Consider the following 21,059-nt stretch of genomic DNA (forward strand, 5'->3'; position numbering starts at 1 on the left):
GCCCCGCAGGGGGGTCGCCCGGGCGCCTCAGGACGGCGGCGGAGAGGCCGGCCGGCGCACCAGCACGAACGGCGCGACCACCAGCGACAGGAACCGCAGATCGAGCTGGAGCGGCCATCGCGCGAGATCTTCGGCCGTGGGCTTGGTCAGCTTGCCGGCCGCGATCCAGGCCTGGACCCTGGCGGCGTCGTTCGCGGCGATGGCCTCGCCGACGTCCAGGAGGTCGAGGTCGGCCGCGACGAGGATGACCCCGTCGCGGGCCGCGTGGGCGCGGAGATCGGTCCAGAAGACCTCCCCGAGCGTCTTGGCGAGCTGTTCGCGCATGCAGGGCAGCATAGGGCCCCGGCGGCGGCCGCCAAGCCGGCAAGGCGCCGCGCAGCGCCGGCGGCCGCGACCGGGCTCGTCTCGAGGGCTACCAGCCCATGTTGTGGTGAATCCAGCAGTCGATCTGCTCCCAGCCGATCGGCGTGCCGCGGTGACCGTTGAGGATGTGGCCCGTGTCGGGGACGATCGCCTTCGTGACGCGCGCGGCGCTCGTGTAGAGCGCCGCGTCGGAGTTCACATACGACGCCGGCTGCAGCTCGTCCGTCTCCCCGAACTGGATGAGCACCGGGCTCGTCACGTCGTGGATGCCGGAGAGCGAGGGGTCCTCGGAGACGGCGAGGAGGCTCAGGAACTGCCCGCGCGTGTACGTGTCGGCGATGTTGGCGTTGTCGAAGGCGATCAGCGCGGGGTCCGCGTTCGCCGCGTCGTAGAAGATGTCGGCGCGGATCTCCGGCGGGATCGCGATATAGGGCGTCTGCAGCAGCGCGGAGATCGCCTCCGGGGAGACGGGGATCGGGTGCGGCGTGAACGTGAGGCCGGTGTTCACGAGGACGTCCGCGTCATTGTAGGTGCTCTGAACGTACGTGCTGATGATGGCGCCGTTCGAGTGGCCGACGAGCGCGATGCGATTGAAGGGCGTCTTGAAGACCCCGCCGCGGGTGCGCATCTCGGTGAGGACCTGATGCACGCTCTCGGCCGTCTCGGCCAGGTCGAGGAAGTCGCCGTCCGGCCGGCTGCTCTCCCCGGCCCCGAGCATGTCGAGCGCCAGGACGGCGTATCCCTCCTTGGCCATGTGCCGGGCATAGGAATAGTCGCGTCCACCGATCGACGGGATGTCCCAGTACTCGTGCGTGTAGGTGAGCCCGTGGACGAGCACCTGAAGCGGGCGATACTTGTAGTGGTCGCGATAGTAGAGGTAGCCAACGACCTCGTACGTGTTGCCGTCGGAGAGGGTCACCGGGAACACCAGACGCTCGACCTTGGTGTGCCGGCTCGACGACGACGCCTCGGCCTGGCTCGCGGGGGCAGAGGTGGCCGCGAGCGCCGCCGAGAAGAGAACCGTGCTAAGTGTGCGGGAATACAAATTCATCGATCGACCCTCATGGTTGCGGAAGGTGATGGGAGGTGAGGCAACGTCTCTCGCGGTGCGATGTCCCGTGGTCTCTCAGCTCCAACTCCACCTCGCAAGGCTCGCAAACACCGGACCATAAAACGTCTGATCCACCAAGATAGCTCACGAACACTGCGCGCGCCGCCCTCAAACACATTTCTTAATGAGTTTCGCCTCGGGGGCGATGTCCGTGTGAACCGCTGGACCCGGCCGTGCCGTGGCGCGGCGCAGACGCCGCGCGCTTCGCTGCGTGGATCGCTGCGTGGATCGTTGCGTGATCGCTGCGTCGATCGTTGCGCTGTGCCGCAATGATTTGCGTCCGCGGCTGGCGCGGATGAACGATTCCCTGCAGATGTCGGAGCCCACGTCCCCGTTGCGCTTGCTGTGCTGGCGATAATTTTACTGCTATGCTTCAAGGTTCTTCGTCATCCGTCATGGCCAGCCGCCGCCGTGACCGCGTGAGTCCGGGGTGATGCGCTGATATGCGATTTTCACGGCCGTACTGCACTCCGTCGCCTGGCCCATCGGTGACCCGGCGCGAACGGGCGGTTCCGGGGATCGTCGACCTCGACGCGGGCGCGCTCCGCCCGGCGCGCGCCGCGCGGCGCGCAGCTGCGCTCCCGCGTCGGCGTGGCACGGTCGATGCCGCTCAGAAGCTCGCTTCGACGCCGAGGCTCGGGATGACGATGGGCCCGAGCTCCTCCGGCGCGCAGCCGCGCAGGAGCGAGCACTCGTATTGCAACGTCTCTTTGCCGGCCGTCGCGTTGAGCGCCTCGACCGTGAGCGAGATGGTTCGCCCCTCCCCGAGCACCCACCGCTTCTCGAGCCGCAGGTCCAGCCGGAAGAACGCCGGCAGCCGCTCTGGCAGGTTCAGCCCGCGCACGTACCGAGCGATCTGCGCGCGCAGCCGCTCGCGCCGGCGGATGTCTTCCTCGGTGTCGGGGCGATCCTCACCGTCGTCGGGTCGCTGCCCGTTCAGGGCGTCGTTCCCCCAGAGATCGTAATCGAGCGTCAGCGGAAGGCCGCTGTAGAACACCGCCCGGCCCCCGAGCTTCCAGCCGCGGCCCAGATCGACCGCGGCGGCCGCGTTGAGCACGTGCCGGCGGTCGAAGGCCGAGTCGAACGTCTCGCGGCCGACGTGGCGGACCGAGCGCGAGAGCGTGTAGGACACGAACCCTCCGACCCGCTTCGACAGGCTGCGATGCGCGTGGATCTCCAGGCCATGGGTGCTGCCGGTGCCGCGCAGCTCCGCCCGCTGCGCGAGGCCGATGTCGGTGCCGGGCAGCCGGTTGCCGAGGGCGTCGCTGAGGTCGAAGAACCCGCTCCGGAACGCGGTGATCGTCGCCTTGATCCCCTCGGGCAGCCGGAGCTCGACGCCGGCGCTCGCGAGCAGCCCGGTCTGCACGCCGCCGCGCAGGCCGCCGATCTGCAGCCCCGGCACGGCGCCGAGGAAGCTGGGCGGCTGGTGGGTCACGCCGAAGGCGCTCAGCAGGGCGACGCTCCGCGTCGCCTGCAGCCGCGTGGCGAGGCGCGGATCCACCGTCGCCGCGGTCTCGCCGCCCGACGCGAAGAGGTCGCCGCGCACGCCCGGCACGATCTCGAGCGCGGGCGCGGGGCGCACGACGACGTCGGCCCAGAGCCCGGCGGCGAGGTCCTCCCGGCTCGTGAACAGGCGCGCGAGCGCCCGGTCGTTCCGGCTCGGGAAATCCCCGTCGCGCTCGCGGATGTCGATGTCGAACCGCTCGAGCTGCGCGTCGGCGCCGGCGCGCACGGTGAGGTGCTCCGAGGCGGGCGCGGACAGCTCCACGCGCGCGCCGAGGAGGCGCGTGCTCCCGGCCCGCTCGCCGTCCTGGTTCGAGCTCTGCTCGTAGCCGAGCGTGACGGCGTGCCGCAGGCGGCCGCCCCGGCGGAAGAACCGGTCGTAGCGCAGGTCGAGCCGGTGGAAGCCGCCGGCGAGCACCACGTCGGTCTCCCCGTCGTCCTCGATCTCGGCGAGGTAGTCGTGCGACCCGAAGGCGAAGAGCCCGACCCGGTCGTACGGTGAGAAGTCGTAGGTGGCGCGCGCCTGGTAGTCCCAGTACCCGAGCTCCACGCCGGGCGAGAAGAGCGAGAGGAGCGCGCCCGGGTAGGCGTAGCGGCCGCCGACGAGCGCGGTGCCGCGGCCGTCGGCCCAGGGCGCCTCGACGAGGACGCCGGCGTCGAACAGCCGGACGTTGGCCTCGCCGTGGAACAGGCGCGACGGCTCCCTCGTCTCGCCGGCGATGACGCCGCCCGTGTAGCGCCCGAAGCGCGCCGGGAAGCCGCCGGGGTAGAGATCGACCCGCTCGACGAGCGCCGGGTGGATCACGCTGGGGCCGAGCGCGACGTGGTAGAGCAGCGGGACGCGCACGCCGTCGACGAAGTAGCCGACGTTGCCGGGCGGCGCGCCGCGCACGAAGAAGTACGGCACGCCGGAGGCGATGGGCGTCACCCCGGGCATCGCCTCGACCGCGCGGAACGGGTCGCCGAACGCGCCCGGCATCTGGCGCACCTCCTCCCGGGTCATCGAGGTCGTCATCGGCGCCGCGCGCTCGCCCACGACCACGACGTCGATGGCCTGCGGCGGCGGAGGCGGCGGGGGCGGCGCCGGCGCGGGGCTCGCCAGGGGCGATAGCGACCCCGCGGCGGCCGGCGGAGGCTCGGCCGCCGCGGCGGGCGCGGCGGGCGCGGCGGGGCGAGGGTCGCGGAACGTCACGCGGAACAGGATGCGCGCGCCGATGGGCTGCCCGTCGCGGCGCGCGGGCTCGAACCGCCACGACGGCGCCGCGCGCAGGGCCGCGCTCGCGAACGGCTCCGCGCCCTCCTCCGCCTCGACCGCGCCCACCGTCCCGTCGGCGCGCACCGTGATGCGGAGCACCACCGTCGCGTCGCCGGCGCCGCCGGGCGGGTAGGGCGGGTCCGTGGGGCCGATCGGCGATGGCAGGGTGACCTGCGCGGTCTGCGCCGCGGCGGCGCGGGGCTGCCCCGCCGCGGGCTCTGCCGTCGACTCGCCTTCCATCAGCGTCAGGAGCGCGCCGGCCGCCGCGGACGCGGCGATGACCCGGCGCCGGCCGCGCAACGGGCGGCGACCCGCCGAGCGGGAGGCGCGCGGCGCTGCGGCGGCCGCGGCGCCGGTGGGGCTCCGGCGTCGCAGCTCCCTGTCCTCCGGCTCCTCCATCGGCGTTCCAGAAACCATGGAGAGTCGTGCGGGCATGCTCAAGCGAAACGTGCCGCCTCCGTCGCGCGCTCCTCGCGATCGTCGAGCTCGCCGCGCTGGACGCTGGCGCCCTCGCTGCCGTAGAACGCTGGGAGCGTCGACGTGGGCTCGAACAGGAAGCGACAACGGAAGTCCTGGGGCTCGCGGGCGCTGGTCGCGCTCGTCGTCGCCGGGCTCAGCGCGGCGGGGGTCAAGTGCGGCCTGGAGCGCGCGCTCGAGGAGCTCGGCCTGGGCCGCGGCGAGGACCAGCCCTCCAAGCCGTCTCCGTCGTCCGGCCGCTCCAGCAGCCCCTCGCCGCCGAAGGGCGCCCCGACGAAGGGCGCGCCCTCGCCGCGGCCGCCGGCGCAGAGCGTCCACCTCGAGCTCGGCGTGCCGGTCCGCACCGGGGCGCAGGCCGCCCGGGCCGAGGCGTCCGACGATCACCTGATGATCAAGCCCCAGTACGCGCTCTCCTACAACCGCTCCAGGAACGTGGCGAACTGGGTCAGCTGGCGGCTCGACGCGGCGTCGTTCGGCGACGCGCCCCGCCACCGGGGCAAGTTCCTCGCCGACGCGGCGCTGCCGGACGGCTGGTACCGCGTGCAGCACGACGACTACACCGGCTCCGGCTTCGATCGCGGCCACATGGTCCGCTCCGAGGAGCGGACGCGGACCCCCGACGACAACAAGGCGACGTTCCTCCTCACGAACATCCTGCCGCAGCGGCACGACCTCAACGCCGGCCCGTGGCTCCGGCTCGAGGAGGCGTGCCAGGAGCTCGCGCAGAAGCAGCGGCGGGTGCTGTTCCTGATCGCCGGCGGCCTCTTCGACGGGCGCGCGCGCCCGGCCACCATCGGCAAGGGCGTCGCCGTGCCGGACGCGTTCTTCAAGGTCGCCGTGGTGCTCGAGCCGGGGCAGGGGCCGGACGACATCGGGCCCGCGACGCGCGTCATCGCGGCGGTGATGCCGAACGAGGCGGGGATCCTGGAGCAGGGCTGGGGGCAGTACCGCACGACGGTGGACGAGATCGAGCGGCGCGCGGGCTACGATTTCCTGACCGCCCTGCCCGAGGCGGTGCAGCGCGCGCTCGAGGCGCGCACCGACGACGGGCCCGTAGGCGGCCGCTGAGCGGCGCGCTCAGGTCTCGACGACCCTGGTCTTGAGCCCGAGCCACGCGCCCGACGGGTGGCGGCCGACGACGTAGGCGTCGATGTCCACGCGCCCCACGCGGTAGACGCGGAGATCGGCGAGGTGGCGCTCCAGGAGCTCCGCGAGCTCCTGGTACCGCCCGGCGTCGGCCCGCGCCGCGTCGCCGGCCTCGGCGGGCGGATCGAGGACGGGCGCGAGGAAGTCGTCGAGGGTCGTGACCTCGACCGGCGTCTCGGCGGCGAGGCCCTCGGCCGCGCGCAGCGCGGCCGGCGACGACGCGTCCCCGCGCGACCGGAACGGCTCCAGCGGGTGATCGGACTCGCTGGGGAACAGCAGGTTGTGCGCGGCCTCCCCCAGGGAGGCGAGGAGCTCTTCGGGCGACGCGGAATCGGCCTGCATGCGGATCTCCGGAGGGCGGCGCGGCGAGGGCGGCTCGCCGCGGGGGCTATTCTACCGTGAAGCCGAAGGCGTACGGCGCCTGCATCGGCACGCCGTCCACGCCGAGCGCGCTCCTCACGTCGGAGACCACCACCTCGTAGGCGCCCGGCGCGAGCGGCTCGGCCGGCGTGAAGACCAGGCGGCCCGGCGCGGCCTCGACCACCGCGCCCGCGACCGGCTCGCCGTCGCGCGCCACCTGCACCGACCCCTCGTAGCCGCCCGCGCCCTGCGGATCGATGTCGCGCGAGAAGCCGACCTCGATCGCGGGCGCCGCCGCGACGACGTCGCCGTCGGCGGGCGCCGTGCCGGACACGAGCGGATCCCGCCAGAAGCGGACCCCCTTGTCGATGTCGGGGAGCGCGCCGTCGTCCCACGCCGTGGAGGTGTTGTCGACCACCTGGGAGCCGCCGCCGAGCGGGATCGACACCGCGCGGTTCGTGACCCCGGTGATGCGCCCCCACCACTCCACGCGATCCCAGGTGCCGCGCGCGTACTTGTACTGGAGCTCGGTCCCCTCGGGGATCTCGACCGTGGTCTCCCAGATCCCGCCGCCCACGCGCGTCATCGGCACGAGGCCCGGGTTCCACGGGCCGAGCGCGCCGATGCTGCCGGGCACGTAGACCGTGTCCAGGGCGGGCGTCTCCGGCGGGGCCCAGACGCGGAACGTGACGGCCACCCGGCGGGGCGTCGCCGCCTGCACGATCTCGTTCGACGCCGGCGACTCGGCGCCGTCCGCGTGCACGGCGCGGACGATGTAGAAGTAGGTCTGGTCGGCGGTCAGCCCCGCGTCCGTGAACGTCGTGAGCGCGCCGTCCACCTCGGCGTGCGGGGTGTCGCCGTAGAGCCCGCCGGGGAGGTGCCGGTAGACGCGGTACGCCACCGCCCCGGGCACGGCCCCCCAGGCCAGGTCGATCGAGGCGGCGCTCGCGCCCGTGACGCGCAGGTCTTCGGGCGCCGGGGGCGCCTCGTCCCGCGGGATCACCGTCACGGTCACGGGCGCGGCGTCGCCCACGGCCACGCTGACCGGCCCGCGCCCGGAGAGCCGGATCTCGAAGGCGACCGTCGCCGTCGCGTCGGCGTTGATCCGGAGGAAGCGCGCGTCGGCCGGCGCGCCGCCCACGATGAGGCCGACCGTCTCGCCGCCGACGAGGTTGCCCAGGTTGGTCACCTCGGCGGTCACCGCGACGACGTCGCCCTCCACGGCCACCGCCGGCAGCGCCACGTCCTCGACCGCGTAGCGCGGCTCCCGGTAGTCCTCGAGGCTCGCCGTGTCCTCGGCGGTCGCCGGGCGGAGGCGGACCGCCTGGCCGCCGCCGGCCTCCATCGCCGCGACGAGCGTGTCGCCGGGCCTGACCAGGAACCGGCTCCGGGCGACCAGGTTCGGGCGCGCGTCGTAGTCGGCCTCGGCGTCGTCCGTGTACGTCTCGGCGACGAACGCCCCCTCACCGAGGAAGTCGAGCGGGATCCGGAGCGCGCGCGGGGTGCTGTCCGTGCCGCTCCCGAGGTACCAGTCCCCCCCGCTCCGGCGCGCGACGGTCGTGTGCTCGCCGATCGCGGCGTTCAGCACGCGGGTCTCGTCCCAGGTCACCGGGACCTGCTCGATGAAGGCGAGCTCGGGCTGCCCCTCGTAGTGCTCGGGGACGTCGGTCACCATCTGGAGCCCGCTGAGCAGGATGACGTAGAGGGCGAGCTGGTGCGCGCGCGTCGTGTGCACCCGGGCGGGCGGGTTCCCGGCGAAGGGGCTCTCGGGGATCTTCTCCGGCGCCCAGAGGACGTCGAAGATGCCAGGGTTGTAGTCGACCGGGCCCCCGAGCATGCGGGTGAAGGGCACGGTCAGCGTGTGCGAGGCGGGGTTGCCGTCGCTCCAGGCCTCGTACTCCATGCCGCGCACCCCCTCGCGCGTCATGAAGTTGGGATACGTGCGCTCCTCCCCGGTCGGCTTGATGGGCTCGTGCGCGTCGACCATGATCTTGTGGTCCGCGGCCCGCCTCGCCACCTCGGCGTAATGGTTCACCATCCGCTGGCTGTAGTGGTGATGGCCCGGGATGCTCCCGACGTATCCTGTCTTGACGGCGTGGATGCCGAGCGACTCGTAGAGCCCGAACGCGTCGTCCAGCTGGGCCTCGAAGCCGTCGACGTTGGCGCCGGTCTCCATGTGCGCGACGAAGCCGACCCCGCGCGCCGCCCCGTACGCGACGACCTCCTCGAGGTCGAAGCGGTCGTTCGACGCGGTGTAATCCATGTCGGTCCAGCTGCCGTCCCAGCCCCGGTTCCACCCCTCGGCGAGGACGTACGGGATGCCGTGATCGCCCGCGAAATCCATGTAGCGCTGCGTGTTCTCGGTCGTGGCGCCGACGTGCTCGCCCGGCTCCCAGGTCGACAGGCCCTTGTGGATCTCCCACCAGACGCCCATGTACTTGCCTGGCCGCAGCCACGACAGGTCGCCGTCGCAGATCGCGCACGGATCGTTGAGGTTGAGGATCAGGTGCGACTCCAGGAGGCGCCCGGCGCCGGTGCCGATGGTCAGGGTGCGCCACGGCGTCTCGAAGGGCAGCGTGATCCGCGCCTTGACGGCGGAGCTCTCCGCGCCGCTCTGCGCCGGCACGAGCGCGCTCCGGAACGCGTGGGGCGCGCCCGGGAGCGCCTCCAGGGTCATGGCGGCGTAGTCGTCGAGATCGGCCTCGTGCAAGGCCACGTAGAGGTCCTCCGCCAGCTGGACCGTCAAGGGCGTATTGGCGTTCTCGACGGCGCTGAGCGCGCCGCGGTTGTACAGCGACTCGTCGCCCTCGAAGTCCGCGCGCGTCCACCAGGCGGTGCCGTCCGAGGCGAAGCGAAACTCGGTGTCCTCGGAGGTGACGGCGAGCTCGCCGAGGCCCTCCTGCGCGGGGATGACGTACCGGAGGCCCAGCCCGTCGTCGAAGACGCGGAACACGATGTCGAGGCGCGTCGCCGGCGCGCTCGACGCCAGGTGGACCGTGAGCTCGTTGTAATGCTCACGAACCTCGGAGGCGGCGCCCCACACCGGATTCCATGTCGAGTCCACGGTCCGCCGATCGGCGCCGGTGACGCGCGCGCCGCGGCCGAGCGGCCCGAGATCGCCGAGGGCGAGGCCGAGCGCGGAGTCGGCGAGGATGGCCCTGCCCGCGCGCTCGACCGAATAGACGGGGACCCCGCCCTGAACGTCGAACGTCACGACGATCTCGCCGCCGGGAGACGTCACCCGATGCTCGTCGCCCGGCTCCCCGCCGCCCTCGCCTCCGAGACCGCCGCTGCCACCGAGGCCGCCGCTGCCACCGAGACCGCCGCTGCCACCGAGGCCGCCGCTGCCACCCGCACCGCCGGCGCCGCCGAGGCCACCGCTGCCACCAAGGCCGCCTTCGCCGCCCGAGCCGCCGCTGCCGCCGAGGCCACCGCTGCCACCGAGGCCGCCTTCGCCGCCCCGGCCGCCGCTGCCCGCCTGGCCGCCGCCAATGCCACCCTCGCCGCCAAGGCCGCCGTTGCCTCCCTGGCCGCCGCCAAAGCCACCATCGCCGCCGAGACCGCCTCCACCGGCGCTCTGCCCGCCCCCGGTGCCGCTGGCTTGATTGTTCTCGTCATCACCACAGCCGGCCGCCAGGGGGACGAGCGACGCAACCAGGCCGAGCCAGGCGACCCGAGTGCGAATCCTTTTCGCGATCGTTGCGCATTCGATGGTCATGGGCGTGCGTCCGGCATGGCCCACCTCCCCGGCGGCGTCAATCGCGAGCCGTCCCCTGGGTCGATGGTAACCTATTGAAATTGATAGATTTTTCTCGGCAAGGGACCGGGCGGTGGCCACGAGCGCCGGTTGCGCTTGACATCTCAGGAAGATTTCGAAGCCGCTTCGTCCCTCGCCGTCGCCGCGGTGACGCAACGCTCCTCGTCCGCGCGCTGCCGCACGGGAGAATCCGCTTGCTCCCGGGGCTTCGGCGATGGTACCGGGACGCGCCCGCCCTGGGGATCCGATCCACCCTTCCGCTTTCCGCCCTCGCGTTGCATGCTCAGCGCAACCCGAGCAAGGAACAAGGATTCAAGGTGCCATGTCCAAGATGAAGCTCAAGCCCGGCGTGATCACTGGTTCCGCTCTTCAGGAGCTGTTCGAGTACATGAAGAGCGTCGAGTGCGCGCTGCCGGCCGTGAACGTGATCGGCTCGCACAGCACGGTCGCCGCGCTCCAGGCGGCACGGGAGGCCAAGAGCCCCGTCATCATCCAGTTCTCGAACGGCGGCGCCCACTTCTTCGCCGGCAAGTTCCTGGACAACAAGGGCGAGAAGGCCGCCATCGCGGGCGCGATCGCGGGCGCCCACTACGTGCGGAACCTGGCCGAGGCCTACGGCGTGCCGGTCGTCCTGCACACGGACCACGCCGCGAAGAAGCTCCTCCCGTGGGTCGACGGCATGCTCGAGCACGGCAAGAAGTTCTTCGAGAAGAACGGAGAGCCCCTGTTCTCCTCGCACATGCTCGACCTGTCCGAGGAGCCGCTCCACGAGAACCTCGAGATCTGCCAGAAGTACCTGCGGCAGATGGCCGCCATCAAGATGACCCTCGAGATCGAGCTCGGCGTCACGGGCGGCGAGGAGGACGGCGTCGACAACAGCGGCATCGACAACGCCAAGCTGTACACCCAGCCGGCCGAGGTCCTCGCGGCCTACGACGCGCTGAAGCCGATCGGCAACTTCACGGTCGCCGCGTCGTTCGGCAACACGCACGGCGTCTACAAGCCGGGCAACGTGCAGCTCCGGCCGCCCATCCTGAAGAACTCCCAGGACGCGATCCAGAAGGAGCGCAAGACGGGCGCGAAGCCGGTCGACTTCGTGTTCCACGGCGGCTCCGGCTCGTCGCCCGAGGAGATCCGCGAGGCGGTGTCCTACGGTGTCATCAAGATGAACATCGACACGGACACGCAGTGGGCCTTCACGCAGCCCATCAAGAAGTACATGGATGACAAGGGTGCTTACCTGAAGTCGCAGCTCGGCAACCCCGAGGGCGAGGACAAGCCCAACAAGAAGTACATCGACCCGCGCGGCTGGCTCCACCTCGGCGAGAAGGGCCTGGCCGCGCGCCTCGTCGAGGCGTTCAAGGACCTGAACTCGTTCGACAAGTTCGAGTTCTGATCCGCGGCAGCGAGGGGCCCCGCCCGCCCGGGCGGGGCCTGCGCCGCCCGGGCCCCCGGCGGATCGACGGGCGACGAGCCCCGGCGAGGCGGGACTGCAACCAAGTCTTTTGTCGCGCGCCGGGGTCGGCGCGACCTCGGCGTGCGCGTCGCGGGAGAGCGCTTGTTCCGGCGGCGCTGTCGGTCGTCTGCGGGCTCAGGAGGGCGACGGGTGCGCCTCGCGCAGCGAGCGGACGGCTCCGGCGGCCGCGGTGCGGCGGCGGGGCAGCCGGGAGAGCGGCAGGCCGAAGAGGCCGAGTGCGGTGAGCTCGATCCCGAGCGCGGGGAGGAAGGACGACCCCGCGAGCTCGCTGGTGATGACCTGCACGAGGACGAGCGGGGCCGCGATCGAGACGAGCGCTGTCCGGTACGCGATGCCGTGCAGCAGCGCGAGCAGCACGCCGACGATCCCGGCGGTCAGGCACCCGTCGGCGCCGGGGAGGAGCGCCAGCGCGCCCGGGGTGCGCAGGGCGGCGCGGATCCACAGGAGGGCGCCGCCCCCGAGGAGGAGGAGCGCGATCGGCAGATTGCCAGAGGAGCGGGTCGTGGTCGTCTGGGTCTGGAAAGCCATGATCCCCGGCCGAGAGCACGCCATGTGCCCACGACGGCTCCCCGGCGAGGACGGCTGCCCGCGCGCGGGGAGATGCACGGATTGCGCGTCGGCGCATGCCGTGCGCGTCAGGCCGCCGGAGGGCCGGGCGGGTCGCCGGGGTCGCCCGCGTCGGCGCGCTCGCCGCTGCGCGCGGGATCGACGGGCGAGGGGCCGCTGCGCGCGGGATCGACGGGTGAGGGGCCGCTGCGCGCGGGATCGACGGGCGAGAGGCGGATGCCCAGGTTGAGGAGCTTCACGCAGTCCTGATCGCACGCGGGCTGCCCGCCGGGTAACCGCGAGCACCGCGCGACTTCGACGAGCTCCCCCGAGCGCCCGTCGGCGATCATCCGACACCGCACCGGGGTGCCGGTCCGCGGGCAGACGAGGGTGACGTCCGAGGCGCGGTAATGGCGCCGGGCGAGCAGGCGTCTCGTCGCGACGACCACCGCCCCAACGCCGCCTGCTGCCGCCAGCAGCTCGATCAGCCAGTCTGCTGCCATCGTGACCCCCTCCGAACGCTGCGTGTACGACGCAGCAATCGGCACGCCATCGGGAGCGCCGGCGTGAGCACCCCGGCGCGGCGAGCAGCGCTCGTCGCCGATGCACGCCGTGCGCCCTCCAGCGCAGGGCGTGCGCCGCGGCGCGAGGACCGAGCCGCTCGGCCCGCCGGCTGCGCACCCGCGGGTCGGAGGAGCGGGGCGGAGGGGCGCGGGATCCGCGGCAGGAGGCGCGATCGGATACGGTCCGGACGGCTCGTCGCGCCCGTGCCGCGGCGCGCCCTCGCGCGGATCGTCGATTGCACAACCCCTTTTCATCGGCCGAGGGCCGCGGGAGGAGGTCACGATGACCCGTCGTCTGGATGCACCGGAGAAGCTGGCGTGGCTCGAGATCGAGGGGGGCGGCGTGGAGCCGCAACAGGTGCGCTGCCCGCGGCGAGAGGAGGCGATCGACGTGCGGGCGTGCCTGGCGTGCGAGCGCTACGCGACGCTCGCGATCCATCCGAGCGGGAAGAAGATCTATGTCGTGTGCGAGCCGCTCGACGACGCGCCGGACGAACGCGCGTAGCGGCGCGAGGGGCGCCGGCGCTGGAGGCGGGCGGGCGGTGCAGCGCACCTTGAACGCCCGGCGAGGACGTGCGAAAGCCTGTCGAGCCACGAAGGCGTCCGGAGAGCGTCGCGATGACCCCTCGCCCCAAGCCCACCCGCTCGGCCTGCTTCCAGCCGGACAACTACGTCGATCTGGCGCTGTTCACGAACCGGGAGGAGCTCCTCAGCGACCTGGTGGAGAGGCTGAAGAGCGTCCTGGAGCCGGGTGGACCGGGGCAGGCGAGGATCCTGGTTCGCGGGCATCGCGGGGTCGGAAAGTCGATCCTGACCCGCAAGGCGCTCGACACGGTCATCTCGTCGCCCGGCGCGCTCCGGGTCATCGTGGACGGCGCCCAGACAGGCCACGGCCCTGACGCCGTGCTCAAGCGCATCGCAGCCGACCTCGGCCGTGAAGCCACGGAGAACGCGAACGACCCGGCGCTGCAGAAGGGCGCGGAGCTGCTCCAGCGCTTCGCTGCGCTCACCAAGGTCAGCGTCAAGGAGGTTCGCCAGTGGTCGCGCAACATCCAGCTCGGCGCTGCGGTGAAGTCGAAGCTCGTCGAGAGCGTGCAGGTCGAGTTCGGCATCAGCGGCGCCGCCGGCCGGGTCCGGACCGTCGAGGAGTCGTACGAGCGCGCGATCGACGCCGATTTCCTCAGGGACAAGGTGCAGGACTTCCTCAGCGACTGCCGCGCCGCCGGGGAGCACGTGGTCCTCTTCGTCGACAACCTCGATCAGGTCGGCTACGCCGAGATCGAGGAGGACGTGCGTCGGGTCACCGACCTGGCGAAGGCCATCCTCGGCTTCCGGGACTGCGTGGTCGTCGCGAACCTCCGGACCGAGTTCGTGTCTGCGGATCTGCGCAAGCTGTACTCGAACGAGGTCGTCGTGAAAGGTCTGGAGCCCGAGGAGCTCCTCCGGATCGCGAAGACGCGGATGGGCACGGCGGGCCCGGACAAGCGCCTAGCCCTCAAGGAAGCCGGGTTCGAGAAGCTGGCAGCGAAGCTCGCCTCGTGGACCATGAATGCCTGGGGGTATCTCTCTTGGCTCGCGGATCTCGACTACGAGAGGATCGACTTCCCGCCCGATGACGGGGATCGCCTGCGCGAGGCGCTGCTCCGGATCGCGGAGAATCGGTTCGCTGGACTGCGCGGCGAGGAGATCCGCCGGGTCGCGGCGGCGTTCAAGCACGCGCCGCACCAGTTCCTCACCGGCGTCGAGCTCGACACGCACGGCGTGACGCAGGAGCTCCGCCAGCGCGCGCTCCGTTATGGCGCTCTGGTTCCCGACTGGCTGCTCAGCCCTGACCGATACATGCTGTCGCCCGGGCTCCACTTCCTCTGCGAGCAGGCCGCCGGTCAGGCTCCCTGATCCTGAGGAGGCCGCGTGCGTCTGTTCGTCGGCGATCATTTCCTGCGCCTTGCCGTCCAGAGCGGTGATCTGCCGCGGCCGTGGGTGATGCCGTCGGGGCTCCCGCGCGCGCACCGCGACCGGCTCGCGGTGTTGCTTGCGCAGGCGCTCCGCGCGCTCGAGCCGGATTTGAGGCTGGTGCAGCTCCGCTGGGCGGAGCGGCATGCCCTGCTCTCGGGCCGGATCAACCTGCCGAACTCGGTGCTCGTCTGGTGGCGCGTCGACACTGTGCCGGTGGTGGACCCGCAGGCGGTTGTCATCGAGGGAAGCAAGATGACGCCGGGGCTCGCGCTGTACGACTTCGATCAGGAGGTCAGCTTGCCAGCGGAGGCGTGGCTCGGGCCCCTGAAGATGGGGGTGCTCCATCGCATCCTGGATCGGTTGCTCGACGAGCGGCCGGTGGCGGCGTACGAGGAGATCGCCGATGCGGTCCGGGAGATTTCGGCGAGTCTGATCAGCCCGGTCGACCTCGTCGATGCGGCAGAGGCCATGGTCGACGTTGATGCGCAGGGCGAGGGGGTCGACGCGGCGAAGGCGGAAGCGGTCGGGCGCGTCGTTGCAGGACGATTCGCGAGCGGCTCGGCAGAGATAGCGGTGCGTTCCGTGATCGCCGTCGGCCGGGGCGAACCCCTCGGAGAGGACGCGCGCGAGGCGCTGCGCAGGGCGGGGCTCGCGGATACGGGAGGGACGCAGCCGATCCTCGACCTGCTGCGCGACGAGGAGACCCTCCGGCGGGCGGTCCTGCAGCTGGCCGCATTGCGACGATTCGAGGGATCGATCGCGGAGCTGGCGCCCGGCCTGTTTCCTGAGGCGCGGGGGCTCGCTGTGCAGATGGATGCGGACACCATGCCGACCCAGGTGCTGAGCCCCATCGAGGAGCACCCGACGGGCCTGCCCGAGCCTCAAGCGGTGGTCGTTCGGCAGGCGAAGGAGCTCATCGAGGGCGGCGATCCGGATGCGGGAGCTCGAGTCCTGCTCCGATCTCTCCAGCAGCGCGAGGACAGCGCCTGGACGAGCGACGACCTGCTCATTGCGGGTCTACTCATGAGTAACCTGGCGGCGGCGCACGCAGTTCGGTCCGCGGAGAGGACAGACGCAGCGGCGCTCGAGCGGACCGCGGCGCTCTACGATGCCGCGAGCGAATGGCTGGAGCGCTCCGGCGCAGCTACCAAGGCGGCCGTCATGGCGCTCGCCGGCGCGGGAGCCGCCCGCATGACGCTCCACCGGTGGAGCGACGCCGCGGCGCTGTTCGAGCGCGGGCGCAAGGTGGCGGCCGGTGCCGATGATCGGGAGGGCCTCGCCTTCTGTCTGAATGGTCTGGCCCAGGTGAAGCTGCGGATGGCGCGCGCACGGGAGGCGATCGAGGATGCGGAAGAGTCCGTGCGGATCTTCCACCGGCTCGGCACGCGGAGACTCGAAGCCTCCGGGCTGAAAACTATCGGAGACGCCAGGGTGCAGCTCGGTGAGCTCGATCAGGCACGCGAGGCCTATGAGCAGGCGCTTGCCGTTGTCGACGACGCCGGGCTCCCGCTCGGGAAGGTTGCCACGCTTCTTTCCCGCGGGCGCCTATGGCAGCTCGAAGGCAACGTAAAGAATGCTCGCCGGGATTTCGAAGATGCCCTGTCACTGTCTCGGAATCATAGACTTCAGCCGAACGAAGCAGCGGCGCATGAGGCACTTGGAGAACTTTCACTGCGACGGAGCGAGCCGCTCCGGGCTCGCGAAGCCTACGAAGAGGCCGCCCCTATCTATCACGCTCTCGGAGACCGGGCCGGGGAGGCGAGAGCGATCGAGGGACTCGGCGACGCGTGCGCGTCGATGAATGACCTTGCACGTGCGCGAGACGCTTACCAGGCGGCGCTGGAGATTGCACGTGAGCTGGGAAGTCCCCGACGGGAAGCGGCCCTGCTCGTCAAGAGCGCCGGCGTACGCCATCGAGGCGGTGATCGCGAGGGCGCGTCGCGAGACTACCAGGAGGCTGTGCACCTTTACGAGCAACTGGGGGATCGAGCTTCCTGGGCGCTTACGCTTATGGGTCTCGGCCGTCTCAAGGTCGAGGTTCGCGATTGGCCAGATGTCATCGCTTGTTTTGAGCTGGCTGTTGCCGGTTACCGGGCGGCCGATGATCGCGAAGGCTTGGGCGACTCACTCTATTGCCTGGGTATGGCGTTGAAGATCGCGAAGCGGATGGATGAAGCAAGGCAGGTGCTCCTCGAAGCCTTCGAGGTGGCGCGCGCCGCCGGCAACGAGAAGCGTGCAGCTGCAGTGAAGGAGCACCTCGATCACCTGAACGAGGCCGCGACACGATCAGGTGTCGCGCCGAGCTGACCAGGCAGCGACACGGCGGTCTCCGGAGCTCGATGAGCCGCCCGTGAAGCGCCAGGTGAGCTCGATCGCCCGGCAAGGCGCTCTGCGCGAAGACGCTCCGCGTGCGCGCCGCTTACTGTACCTCCACGAGGGCGGGTTTCAACCCGTTCGGTGTCCTAGGCTAGGAGAGCCCCTCGACACCTCCCGCCCTCGAGGCAGGCCCGGTGCGGCGCGGGCGCCGCAGATCGCGCATCTTCTCCAGCTCGAAGAACCCCGCGAACGCGATCCCGAGCAGCGGATAGGGGAACAGGATCGCCATGGTCAGCAGCACGCCGAGGTGGAAGAGCCACGCGGCGCCGCAGAAGACGACCGCGATGCGCCGGCTGAACAGGGCGAGCGGCGCGCCGAGCTCCATCGCCAGGCTCGCGAGCGCGAGCGGCGGGAACAGGAACCGGTAGCGGACCAGCGCGCCGCCGAGCGGAGAGTGCGTGTCGCCGAGCGCGATCTTGCGCACGTTGTCGTAAGCGACGTAGTTGCGGAGGATATCGCTGAACGCCCAGTCGAGGCCGCTGTTCCGGAGCTTGGTCACCCCCGCGATGAAGTACGAAGCCACCGTGATCGCGCAGAACAGCCGGATCGGCCAGCCATAACGGCCGTCCGGCGCCGGCGGGGCGGCGCCCGCGCGCCGCGCGGCCCGCGCGTCGAGCGAGAGGGCGTCGGCCGACGCCCCGAGGCTCAGCGCGATGACGTGGAGCACGAGCAGGTTCTCGGTGTGGAACACCATGCCCCAGGAGTTCCGGTAGGTCAGGACCCAGAGCAGCAGCGCGCCGAAGAGCGGGCCGGCGACGCGGAACCGGTAGCCGGCCACGAAGGCCGCGCCGGCCGCGATCGCCGCGCCGATGAGGCCCCGCACCGCCCAGAGGGGGAGCGGCGCGGACAGCGCCGAGACCACGCCGATCGGCCTGAAGCTCTCCGGCGGCAGGTGGCCCACCCGCTGGAGGTGCACCGCGCGGACGCAGAGGTACACGAGGGCGAAGGCGCCGACGAGGAGCCGCAGGAGCGCGAGCCGCTCGGCGGGCGCCTCGGCGAAGAAGCCGCGGTCGAGCCGGTCGAGGAGCCGCCTCATCGCGCGCCCACCTTGCAGGTCGCGTGGAGCTTCGAGTCGACCGGGGTCTCGTGCCCGTCGAAGAACGCCACGGCGTCGAAGGTGTCGGTCCGGATCTCGACCTTGACGACGTCGGCGTACCGAGCGTCCTCCGCGACGCGCGCCGCGACGCCGCGGCACAGGGCGCGCGCCGCGCGGGCGCCCTGGCGGATGCTCTGCGCCAGCGTGGCCTTGGCCTGCAGCACCTCCTCGCTGCCCACGAGGCGCGGCGGGATCGGACGCCGCTCGCCCCGGGAGTCCACGCCGACGGCGCGCTCCACCGTGGTGCGCGCGTCGTGGCGACCCCACGAGAACATCGGGTAGGTCGACAGCGGGAAGCTGTCGACCGGAGGCCGCCGGAACAGCGGGGCGAGCATGAGGAGCACGAGCCCCGCGGTCACGCCGTACGCGTAGCCCTTGCGCTCGACCAGCCGCGGGCCGCCGCCCACGGCCGCGCTCGCCGCGGGGGCACCGGGCACGGCCGCGCTCGCGTCATGACCGCCCGCGCCCGCGCGTCCGGCTCCCTCGCCGCCGGCGCCCGCGCTCACAGCGGCCCCGCCGCCGGCGCGCTCCGCCCCGGCACGAGCCCCAGCATCCGGCCCCCGTGGCCGAGCGCGGCCCAGGCGTGCTGCACGTAGTCGATGCGGATCCGGGGAGACGCCATGCTCTCGCTGAAGCCCCCCTCGACGATCACGTCGCGGCTGCAGGCGAAGCACGTCGCCGGCGACCACTGCTGCCGCACCAGGAACCCGAGCACCCGCTCCATGAGCGCCCGCTCCCGCGCGAGATCCTCGCCCCGCGCCTCCTTCACCGCCATCGCCCCGGCCAGCGCCTCGCCGAACCCGGCCGTCGACGTGTTGTGCGGCGGCAGCACGTTGCCGAACCCGTACCCGCCCACGAGATCGGGCGCCACGTCGCTGTCCTCGTCGAGCACGAGCCGCGACTTGAACGCCACGTAGTCGAGGCAGAACCGCTCGTAGTCGTCCCGGCGGTGGTGGCCGAGCGCCGCGCGCGCCGCGAGGCAGTGCCAGTTCTCTTCCATGTACACGAAATCGCTGGCGAAATGGTCCCAGTAGCGGTTCGCGTAGTAGTCCATGGCCCGGTCGACGGCGGCGCGCACCTCGGCCGCGGGCGGGAGCCCGGGCCGCGGATCGCGGGCGGCGAGCGCCTCGAGCAGCGTGAGCGCGAGGACCGACTGGCCGCCCTCGTAGAGCTGCGTCGGGCCCAGGAGCGGCGCGACGCGCGCGAGGTCGAGCTGCGGCGCGAAGCCGCCGTCGTCCCGTTGCGTCGCGAGCACCATGCGGGCGAGCCGCCCGATGAGCGCGTCGTGCGCATCGCCGACGACGTCGCGGCACGACAGGAACGCGACGAGGCTGAGCGCCGTGGGGTTGAGGCTCGCGACCATTCCGGGGCTGTCCGCGGGGTAGAAGAGCGCGCCGACGGCGCCGCCCTCGCCGCCCTTGCGCTCCAGCTTCGCGAGCAGCCCGAGCGAGCGCTGCACCACCTTCCTGAGCTCCGGCCGTGCCGGCGCGCCGCCGTCGCCGCCCCCGAGCTCGCACAGGGCGAGGGTGGTGCCGGCCTGGCGCGCGATCGAGAACCCGTCGAACGAGGCGCGCCCGGTGAACGGGTCGACGATGTAGCGGAACATCCCGTCCTTCCGCTGCGCGCCGAGGATGTAGCGCTGGGCCGCGGCCGCCGCCCGCTGGGCGGTCGCCTCGGTGAGCGGGACCGACGGCTCGCCGATCCGGGACAGGAGGTGGAGCGCGCCCTCGGCGTCGACCGCGTAGCTCAGCGTCTCGATCCGCGCGAGGCCGCGGCGCAGCGCGGCGTCGTCGGGACCGCGGCCACCGGGCGGCTCGGGCTCGCCGAGGGCGCGGCGCAGGACGGCGAGGTCCACGCCGAAGCGGAAGTCGGGGACGCCGGCGAGCGGCGCGTTCGTGTTGAAGGCGTCGGTCGCGATGAGCTGCCACGGCATGAGGCACCGCTCCGCGAGGCAGAGGCCGTCGAGCCCGGGGCGGAGCGCGAGGCCGACGAGGCCCGGCCCCGGCGACGCGAGCGGCTGCACGGCCGAGACTACGTCGATCTTGAGGGGGCCGCGCAGCGCCTCGGCGAGCGCGCCGCGCAGCGCCGCGGCGAGGTCGTCGCCGGGCGCGGGCTGGAGGCAGCGGGTGGCGGCGGCGGCGCGCTGGGGGTCCTCCGCGCGGGCGAGGTGGGTGACGACGAGGGTGGGCCGGCCGGGCTCCGGGGGCGCGGCGCACGCGGCGGGCGCCGTGGTCATGAGCGACGGCGCCTTGGCCGGCGGTGCGGGGAGCGCGTCGAAGGACGCGAGCGCCTCGCGCAGCGCCGCCCCGGTGCGCGACGGCGCGCCGCCCGGCACGGGCAGGACGTCGGCCTTGGCGACCCGGTGGCGGAAGAGCAGCGCGATCGCGGCGAGGAGCGCCAGCGCGGCGAGCGCGGCGAGCGCGGGCGTGGGCCGGCGCTCCGGGCGGAGCAGGCGGAGGCCGCCGGTCGAGGCGACGCCCCAGCAGGCGAACGGCAGCGTGAGGAGCGCGACGACCGCCCAGACCGCGAGCAGCGCCGCGGCGATGCCGGTGCCGAGGCCGCGGTTCAGCGAGGCGACGTAGACGGCCGAGGAGAGGAGCCCGTAGCTCAGGAAGGCGAGGTAGCCGAGCGAGGCGAAGGACGTCGCGCGGAAGGCGCGCGGCACGAGGGGGTGGGGGAGGAGCGAGAGCGCGGCGGTCGCGGCGTGGAGCAGCGCGAGCGCGGCGGTGGCCACGGCGAAGAGCGTCCACGGCCGGAAGGGGAGGGAGAGCGCGGCCCAGGCGAAGACGGGGGCGTGGAGGGCGCTGAGGAGCCCGACGGCCCAGCGGCGGGGTGGGGAGGGCGCAGGGGCGGGCGCGGGGGCGGCTGGGGAGGGCGCGGGGGCGGCGCCGCGGGCGGCGGGCGCGGGGGCGGCCGGGGGAGAGTCCGCGATGGGGGCGGCCGGGGGGGCGCCGTCGTGGAGCGGATCCGAGGGCGCGGAGGGGTCGGTGTCGGGCGCCTGCATGGTGCGGCGAACGCTTATCACGACGCCCGGCGCGCACGATCGCCGCCGTGGCTCGACGGCGGCGCGAGG

16 protein-coding genes are annotated in these 21,059 nt (G+C 72.6%); 6 read left to right on the forward strand and 10 right to left on the reverse strand.

Annotated elements, in window-relative coordinates; all coding sequences use genetic code 11:
• Positions 1-27: 27 nt before the first annotated feature.
• From WME98_RS35945 to WME98_RS35955, 3 genes are all read right to left on the reverse strand, one after another.
• Positions 28-324: a DUF2288 domain-containing protein gene (locus WME98_RS35945; RefSeq protein WP_061629459.1), complete on the reverse strand. Its 297-nt coding sequence runs from the start codon at positions 322-324 to the stop codon at positions 28-30.
• An 88-nt stretch (positions 325-412) separates the two neighbouring features.
• Positions 413-1,414, reverse strand: coding sequence for an alpha/beta hydrolase (locus WME98_RS35950; RefSeq protein ID WP_437946146.1), 1,002 nt, complete (start codon positions 1,412-1,414; stop codon positions 413-415).
• A 670-nt stretch (positions 1,415-2,084) separates the two neighbouring features.
• Positions 2,085-4,649 (reverse strand): TonB family protein, encoded by a 2,565-nt coding sequence (locus WME98_RS35955; RefSeq protein WP_437946147.1) that lies wholly within the window; start codon positions 4,647-4,649, stop codon positions 2,085-2,087.
• Positions 4,650-4,772: 123 nt separating this feature from the next.
• On the opposite strand from WME98_RS35955, the gene WME98_RS35960 reads away from it, so the two are divergent.
• Positions 4,773-5,777 (forward strand): DNA/RNA non-specific endonuclease, encoded by a 1,005-nt coding sequence (locus WME98_RS35960; protein ID WP_437946149.1) that lies wholly within the window; start codon positions 4,773-4,775, stop codon positions 5,775-5,777.
• A gap of 9 nt (positions 5,778-5,786) precedes the next feature.
• Here the strand turns inward: WME98_RS35960 and WME98_RS35965 are convergent, their stop codons facing one another.
• Both WME98_RS35965 and WME98_RS35970 read right to left on the reverse strand, forming a co-directional pair.
• Complete coding sequence (locus WME98_RS35965; protein ID WP_437337182.1) at positions 5,787-6,197, reverse strand: nuclease A inhibitor family protein; 411 nt, start codon at positions 6,195-6,197, stop codon at positions 5,787-5,789.
• A gap of 46 nt (positions 6,198-6,243) precedes the next feature.
• Positions 6,244-9,456 carry a glycoside hydrolase family 97 catalytic domain-containing protein gene (locus tag WME98_RS35970; RefSeq protein ID WP_437946150.1) on the reverse strand — a complete coding sequence of 1,071 codons (3,213 nt, stop codon included), beginning with the start codon at positions 9,454-9,456 and terminating at the stop codon, positions 6,244-6,246.
• 3 nt (positions 9,457-9,459) lie between these two features.
• Here WME98_RS35970 and WME98_RS35975 point away from each other — a divergent pair, with 3 nt between their 5' ends.
• Both WME98_RS35975 and fbaA read left to right on the forward strand, forming a co-directional pair.
• Positions 9,460-10,011: a hypothetical protein gene (locus tag WME98_RS35975; protein WP_437946151.1), complete on the forward strand. Its 552-nt coding sequence runs from the start codon at positions 9,460-9,462 to the stop codon at positions 10,009-10,011.
• Between the two features lie 283 nt (positions 10,012-10,294).
• Entirely contained in the window at positions 10,295-11,368 is a 1,074-nt protein-coding gene (fbaA, locus tag WME98_RS35980) for a class II fructose-bisphosphate aldolase (protein ID WP_020734307.1), read from the forward strand.
• A 195-nt stretch (positions 11,369-11,563) separates the two neighbouring features.
• Here the strand turns inward: fbaA and WME98_RS35985 are convergent, their stop codons facing one another.
• Together WME98_RS35985 and WME98_RS35990 are read right to left on the reverse strand one after the other, a co-directional pair.
• Positions 11,564-11,977, reverse strand: a complete 414-nt coding sequence (locus WME98_RS35985) for a hypothetical protein (RefSeq protein ID WP_437946153.1) — start codon at positions 11,975-11,977, stop codon at positions 11,564-11,566.
• A gap of 107 nt (positions 11,978-12,084) precedes the next feature.
• Positions 12,085-12,498 (reverse strand): hypothetical protein, encoded by a 414-nt coding sequence (locus tag WME98_RS35990; protein WP_437946155.1) that lies wholly within the window; start codon positions 12,496-12,498, stop codon positions 12,085-12,087.
• Positions 12,499-12,841: 343 nt separating this feature from the next.
• On the opposite strand from WME98_RS35990, the gene WME98_RS35995 reads away from it, so the two are divergent.
• The 3 genes from WME98_RS35995 to WME98_RS36005 all read left to right on the forward strand — a co-directional run bounded on the left by WME98_RS35995 (position 12,842) and on the right by WME98_RS36005 (position 16,821).
• Positions 12,842-13,063, forward strand: a complete 222-nt coding sequence (locus tag WME98_RS35995) for a hypothetical protein (RefSeq protein WP_437946156.1) — start codon at positions 12,842-12,844, stop codon at positions 13,061-13,063.
• A gap of 113 nt (positions 13,064-13,176) precedes the next feature.
• Positions 13,177-14,454: an AAA family ATPase gene (locus WME98_RS36000; protein ID WP_437946157.1), complete on the forward strand. Its 1,278-nt coding sequence runs from the start codon at positions 13,177-13,179 to the stop codon at positions 14,452-14,454.
• Between the two features lie 15 nt (positions 14,455-14,469).
• Positions 14,470-16,821 carry a tetratricopeptide repeat protein gene (locus WME98_RS36005; RefSeq protein ID WP_437946159.1) on the forward strand — a complete coding sequence of 784 codons (2,352 nt, stop codon included), beginning with the start codon at positions 14,470-14,472 and terminating at the stop codon, positions 16,819-16,821.
• Between the two features lie 160 nt (positions 16,822-16,981).
• Here WME98_RS36005 and WME98_RS36010 read toward each other — a convergent pair whose 3' ends face one another.
• From WME98_RS36010 to WME98_RS36020, 3 genes are all read right to left on the reverse strand, one after another.
• The gene (locus tag WME98_RS36010) at positions 16,982-17,926 is read right to left on the reverse strand and encodes an HTTM domain-containing protein (protein WP_437946161.1); all 945 of its coding nucleotides are present in this window, start codon (positions 17,924-17,926) and stop codon (positions 16,982-16,984) included.
• The gene (locus WME98_RS36015) at positions 17,923-18,423 is read right to left on the reverse strand and encodes a hypothetical protein (protein WP_437946163.1); all 501 of its coding nucleotides are present in this window, start codon (positions 18,421-18,423) and stop codon (positions 17,923-17,925) included. Before WME98_RS36015 ends, WME98_RS36010 begins: the two co-directional genes overlap by 4 nt.
• Before the next feature lie 65 nt (positions 18,424-18,488).
• A complete protein-coding gene (locus tag WME98_RS36020) occupies positions 18,489-20,990 on the reverse strand; it encodes a hypothetical protein (protein WP_437946164.1) in 2,502 nt (833 codons plus the stop codon).
• Positions 20,991-21,059: the final 69 nt, after the last annotated feature.

The sequence above is a fragment of the Sorangium sp. So ce296 genome (genome assembly GCF_051529605.1).
Lineage (GTDB): Bacteria > Myxococcota_A > Polyangia > Polyangiales > Polyangiaceae > Sorangium > Sorangium cellulosum_D.

Excerpts from the sequence above, each read along its gene's own strand:
- WME98_RS35945 (WP_061629459.1), bottom strand. The coding sequence starts at position 324 with ATGCGCGAACAGCTCGCCAAGACGCTCGGGGAGGTCTTCTGGACCGAT.
- WME98_RS35990 (WP_437946155.1), bottom strand. The coding sequence starts at position 12,498 with ATGGCAGCAGACTGGCTGATCGAGCTGCTGGCGGCAGCAGGCGGCGTT.
- WME98_RS36000 (WP_437946157.1), top strand. The coding sequence starts at position 13,177 with ATGACCCCTCGCCCCAAGCCCACCCGCTCGGCCTGCTTCCAGCCGGAC.
- WME98_RS36010 (WP_437946161.1), bottom strand. The coding sequence starts at position 17,926 with ATGAGGCGGCTCCTCGACCGGCTCGACCGCGGCTTCTTCGCCGAGGCG.
- WME98_RS35985 (WP_437946153.1), bottom strand. The coding sequence starts at position 11,977 with ATGGCTTTCCAGACCCAGACGACCACGACCCGCTCCTCTGGCAATCTG.
- WME98_RS35975 (WP_437946151.1), top strand. The coding sequence starts at position 9,460 with ATGCTCGTCGCCCGGCTCCCCGCCGCCCTCGCCTCCGAGACCGCCGCT.
- WME98_RS35965 (WP_437337182.1), bottom strand. The coding sequence starts at position 6,197 with ATGCAGGCCGATTCCGCGTCGCCCGAAGAGCTCCTCGCCTCCCTGGGG.
- WME98_RS35950 (WP_437946146.1), bottom strand. The coding sequence starts at position 1,414 with ATGAATTTGTATTCCCGCACACTTAGCACGGTTCTCTTCTCGGCGGCG.
- fbaA (WP_020734307.1), top strand. The coding sequence starts at position 10,295 with ATGTCCAAGATGAAGCTCAAGCCCGGCGTGATCACTGGTTCCGCTCTT.
- WME98_RS35955 (WP_437946147.1), bottom strand. The coding sequence starts at position 4,649 with ATGGTTTCTGGAACGCCGATGGAGGAGCCGGAGGACAGGGAGCTGCGA.
- WME98_RS36020 (WP_437946164.1), bottom strand. The coding sequence starts at position 20,990 with ATGCAGGCGCCCGACACCGACCCCTCCGCGCCCTCGGATCCGCTCCAC.
- WME98_RS35995 (WP_437946156.1), top strand. The coding sequence starts at position 12,842 with ATGACCCGTCGTCTGGATGCACCGGAGAAGCTGGCGTGGCTCGAGATC.